This window comes from Psychromonas arctica, assembly GCF_036697365.1.
Lineage (GTDB): Bacteria > Pseudomonadota > Gammaproteobacteria > Enterobacterales > Psychromonadaceae > Psychromonas > Psychromonas arctica_A.
Genome location: NZ_JBAHZA010000031.1, coordinates 1 through 5101 on the forward strand (window position 1 = coordinate 1; position 5101 = coordinate 5101).

Annotated in this window: 3 protein-coding genes; 2 read left to right on the plus strand and 1 reads right to left on the minus strand. The window is 39.1% G+C overall.

The features are described 5' to 3' along the window. Positions 1-392 precede the first annotated feature (392 nt). Positions 393-1697 (minus strand): sugar ABC transporter substrate-binding protein, encoded by a 1305-nt coding sequence (locus V5290_RS17075; RefSeq protein WP_333388653.1) that lies wholly within the window; start codon positions 1695-1697, stop codon positions 393-395. A 289-nt stretch (positions 1698-1986) separates the two neighbouring features. Here V5290_RS17075 and V5290_RS17080 point away from each other — a divergent pair, with 289 nt between their 5' ends. Together V5290_RS17080 and V5290_RS17085 are read left to right on the plus strand one after the other, a co-directional pair. After that, the gene (locus V5290_RS17080) at positions 1987-4017 is read left to right on the plus strand and encodes a methyl-accepting chemotaxis protein (protein ID WP_333388656.1); all 2031 of its coding nucleotides are present in this window, start codon (positions 1987-1989) and stop codon (positions 4015-4017) included. A gap of 139 nt (positions 4018-4156) precedes the next feature. After that, a complete protein-coding gene (locus V5290_RS17085; protein ID WP_333388658.1) occupies positions 4157-4807 on the plus strand; it encodes an ABC transporter ATP-binding protein in 651 nt (216 codons plus the stop codon). The last annotated feature ends 294 nt before the right edge of the window (positions 4808-5101 follow it).

The window sequence follows — 5101 nt, forward strand, 5'->3', positions numbered from 1 at the left end:
GGGGCGCTGGCTTCAGCCTGCAGTGTTTTATTTTGTGTGTTGAATTTGGGGTTATTACTTTGTAATTGAAAAGATAGAAAAAACCTAAAAACCAACACAAAAAATCTGCTGGCTTTAGCCTGCTTGTTTTGATTTTAATGTTTTATGTTGTGAAATGCATGTTGGTTCGCTTTGCTCATGGTGGTTAATCGTTGTATGCGATGACTCGCATACTGGCAAGCTGAAAAAAGGGTGCGCAGAGCTTACCCGCTCATAAGACTAACCTGTCGGTTAATTCGCCCAGCGGCCCGAAATCAAGCTTTGCTTGATAGCTGCGCTGCTTCTTTTACTTTGGTTGTGTGAAAAGCATGACGTTGTATTTGACGCCATGCTTTCCGATTGTTGGCTGGTGGTTAGTAGCCGGCTCGACGCATTTCACGGGTGGCAATTTTTTGACTGCTGTCTAAAGCTTGCTCTACGCTTATTTTGCCTTGTAATGCTTCGGTGATCTTCTGACCTGCGAAACCTGCTATCGATACAAACTCTGGGATAGGCACAAATTGTACACTTGAGTAAGGTGATGGGTAGAAAGTGTTATTTTCTGGATCGATACCGTTTAGTGCGGCTAGTTCGGCTTTAGCAAAATCACCAACAGCGTTAATATAATCTGAGTTGCTGTAAGTTGAAGAGCGGGTTCCGGTAGGGATATTTGCCCATCCGTTTTTATCTGCAACTTTCTTGATGTATTGCTTAGAGGTTGCCCAACTAATAAACTTTTTCGCTGCGTCTACGTTGTTTGATGCTTTAGGAATGGCTAATGACCAAGACCATAACCAACTCGCTCCACGAGTAGTCACTTGATAAGGCGCTTCAGTATAAGACCATAATTCAGAGTATTTACTTTGTTTTTCATCCATTAAAAATGAAGCTGCAATGGATGCATCTACCCACATGGCACATTTACCATCGCGAGATAATGATAGTATTTCAGTGAAGCTGTTTTGGTCTGGGTTCGGTGGCCCGTAGTTATTTAGTAAATCTACATAGAAGCTCACTGCTCTGTTCCATGCTGAGCTATTCACTTCTGGTTGCCAATTCATGTCAAACCAACGTCCACCAAAACTATTGGCGATAGTTGAAACTAAGGCCATATTATCGCCCCAGCCTGGTTTGCCGCGTAAACAGATCCCATAAACTTCGTTGTCAGGATCGTGCACCGCTTTTGCGGCTTTTTCAATGTCAGTCCAATTTGGTCTACTTTTAAATTCAATATTTGCTTTTTGTAGGATGTCTTTACGATACATCAACATTGAGCTTTCGCCGTAGAATGGGGCTGCGTAAAGTTCACCTTTATATGATAAGCCAGATTTGATGGCTGGTAACAGATCGTTTTCATCGTAGCTAGCTTCTGGTTCAAGCGGGATTAACCAGTTACGTTGTGCCCAAATTGGTGTTTCATATAAGCCAATTGTCACTACGTCATAATGACCACCTGCAGAAGCGATATCAGCAATCGCACGCATGCGTAAGCTACCTTCATTGTAGATATGCCATTTTAGTTTGATGTCTGGGTTATCCTTTTCAAACTCCGGAGTAAGTGCTTTCATCTCCATCATATGCGCGTTATTTACTGTCGCGATATTTAGATCGACTGATAATACATTGGTGCTGAACCCTAGAGTTAACAGACTAAGTATAAAGGTATAGGCTTTTTTCATTATGTTTCCATCCTGGAAATGTGATGCACAAATTAAGGTAAAGAACTTGTTTAATTAACAAAATAATAGCACTGCTATTATAAATTCAAAGCTTAAAAATAGTGCAATGTGTGCTTATTCACAGCTTATTATTTAGTGTTTTAGTATAATACCCAAGATTACACATACTAATCAATTGGTTATAGTTTTATGATGTTTGAATTTACAAAACATAAAAAATGTAGTCCAATAGTATCATTAAAAAGTGTCTATAATGGAAATGGATACTACTAGCAGGTGAAACGGATTTATGAAAATTTTTAATATTAACCTCTCCACTAAGATCATTTTAAGCTTCACATTAATTGGTGTGCTTTTTATTGGTATGGTGCTGTTTAGCTTTATTAATGGTAAGCAAGTTATTGCAGGTTTAACTCTGATTAATAACGAATCTGCACCTGTTATTAGCTACTCCTCTAAGACTAATGAATTAGTGAATGCCACTGAACCATTGATCTTAAAGTTATTATCTAGCCATACGCCTAATGAATATAAAGAGACTGCAAGTCAGTTAAGTGCAAATAATCAGTTGATTGCAACAACACTTAAAGAGTTTGATGAGCTGCAATTGAGCAGTGAGTTTTCTGGTATCGTTGACGATACTTTGTTGCAACTTAACCACAATATGCAGACAGTTGATGTTCAATCAACTTTGCTCATTGATAAACAAGCCAAAGTCGTTGATGCCGTTGAGAAAGCGCATGAAATAACGATGACGTTAGATACATTGTTAGAGAAAATTGCGCCGCTGTTATCTGATACTTTAATTGAACTTGAAGATGAAGCGACCATTTCTATTGTTAATGAAGTTAACGGTTCGGTGATTGCGGGGATGCTCATCATTGAAAAAACGGCCAATGCAACGTCACTAGAAGATTTAAACGTTAGTCGTGCTCAGTTTGTTAACTGGCAGAATCAACATTCAACACTTTTACCTTCTCTTATTTTTGCGTCAAACGATGCTTTTTATCAAAGCTTTGTGCGTCAGCTATCTGAATTAACATTGTCGTTGTTAGATGCTATTGAAGGCGATACAGGATTATTAGCGATTCAAGAGCAACGACTTGCACTGATTAAACAGCAGCAAGCTGATTTTGCGACGCTGCAGGCAGAAACAAATAATGCCAGTACGTTAACAGGTTTGTTATTAGATAAGTCTTTTGCTCAAAACCGTAAATTAGCGAGTGAGATAAACAGCAGCACGCAAAGCCAAAACGATTTTAGTATTATTGTTGGTGTGTTTATTTTGTTGGGCATCGTGGTGTTGTCTGTGACGATGACACGCTTAATACGTAATGCGATAAAACAATTTATGGGAGAGTTAGACGCTTTATCTAAAGGCGTGTTGCGCAATATTCCACCTTCTGAATCTAATGATGAATTTGGACAGTTGAATAACTACTTGAGCAAAGTAATTAACAACTTGAAACAAACGGTGTTGAATATTGAAGATTCTTCTAAACAAGTGGAGGCGTCTGTTGATTCTGTTGTTGATAGTTCAACAGGAACGTTAGAAATCGTTAATCAGCAAAAAGATGAACTTAATATGGTCGCGACTGCGCTAGTGGAGATGAGCTCTACGGCTAATGAAGTGGCTCAACACACAGAAAAAACCCATGAAGCAGTTGTTAATGCAGTTGAGTTATCTAAGAGTGGTCGTCAACGTGTATTAGATAATCATAAGAGTATTGAGCAAGTCGCTTCACAGACTAAAGTGACTTTATCGGCGATTAATGATTTACACAATGGCGTTAAAAGTATTGAGGATATTGTCGATACCATTACTGAAATTGCAGACCAGACCAATTTGTTAGCTTTGAATGCGGCGATTGAAGCTGCGCGAGCGGGTGATCAGGGGAGAGGTTTCTCAGTGGTCGCCGATGAGGTCCGGACATTAGCGACTCGTACTCAAGTGTCGACGTTAGAGATTCAACAAAAAATATCAGCAATGACATTAGATTCTAAGTTAACGGTTGAAGCGACCACTAAGAGCGAAGGTTTGGTGAATGAGAGTCTTAAACAAGCTAAATTAGCCGATGAGATTATTGCGAGTTTTGAAAGCAAAATGTCTGAAGTACAAGATTTAAGTTACTTGATCTCTACTGCAACTGAAGAGCAAGCGGTAACTGTGACTGAATTAGATAAGAATATTAACAAGATTGCGATGTTAGCCAATGAAACAAACAGTCAAGCGGAGTCTGCTAAGCATGAGGCTATTTCGCAAATTACTATTGCTAAAAAACTGCAAGAAAATGTGTCTAAATTCGTTTTTGAACGATAGCTTTGTGAGTTAATATGACGCGCTTAAAAGCGTGTCATTGTTAACAATGTGCTGATGTTTTGTTTATCGTTATCTTGCTCCTGTTTGCTAATAACGATAAGCTAACCGTCCACTTTTTAACAAAGTTTTATGCCAACCTATGATTACATTACAAAACCTCACTAAGTATTATCCTTCTGATTTAGGCCCTCAATATATCTTCAAGGATATCAATTTTACTATTCCTGATGGGCATAACATCGGTATTTTAGGATCGAATGGTGCGGGTAAATCAACCTTGTTTAGGATTCTAGCGGGCAGTGAGTATCCTAATAAAGGTAAAGTGGTAACTGATAAAGCTATCTCATGGCCGGTCGCTTTAGCGTCTGGTATACATCCTCAAATGACCGGGCGTGAAAATACACGCTTTATTGGTCGAGTGAATGGCGTTGAGAATCTTGATGAGTATGAAGAGAAGGTAAAGCAGTTCGCCGAATTAGGTATTAAGTATGATTTGCCTGTGAAAAGTTATTCAAGCGGGATGCGTTCTCGTTTAGCTTTTGGTTGTTGTATTGCCATTGACTTTGAAGTGTATCTTATCGATGAAGCTACTTCTGTAGGCGATCAAAAATTTCGTAAAAAAGCCCGCCAAGCGTTGTTAGATAAACGCAAAACCGCCAATGTGATTATGGTCAGCCACGATATAAAAGAGATAGAAGAGTTCTGCGATAGTGCAATCATCTTACATCAAGGTGAAATGATATTTTACGATAATCTACAAGAAGCTATTAAGGTTTATGAAGGATTATAAGGCTTTGGTTTTATGGTGATTAATGAAAGTTACGACACATTTTTCCGAGGCGCTGGGCGAATTAGGTGACAGCCTAGTATTATGAGCGGAAGAGCTCTGCGATTCCTTTTTTAGCCTGCTTGTTTTGGTTTTATCGATATCAATGGAAATGACGACACATCTTTTAAGGGGCGCTTGATAGCTGCCGCTATTAACTTCGCGTTTAACTATGACTCATACGAAACACCTTCTGGCTTTTTATCGATATCAATGAAAGCTACGACACATCTTTTTGGGGCGCTGGCTTCAGCCTGC

Coding starts and splice junctions, on each gene's coding strand:
- V5290_RS17085 (WP_333388658.1), top strand. CDS start 4,157: ATGATTACATTACAAAACCTCACTAAGTATTATCCTTCTGATTTAGGC.
- V5290_RS17080 (WP_333388656.1), top strand. CDS start 1,987: ATGAAAATTTTTAATATTAACCTCTCCACTAAGATCATTTTAAGCTTC.
- V5290_RS17075 (WP_333388653.1), bottom strand. CDS start 1,697: ATGAAAAAAGCCTATACCTTTATACTTAGTCTGTTAACTCTAGGGTTC.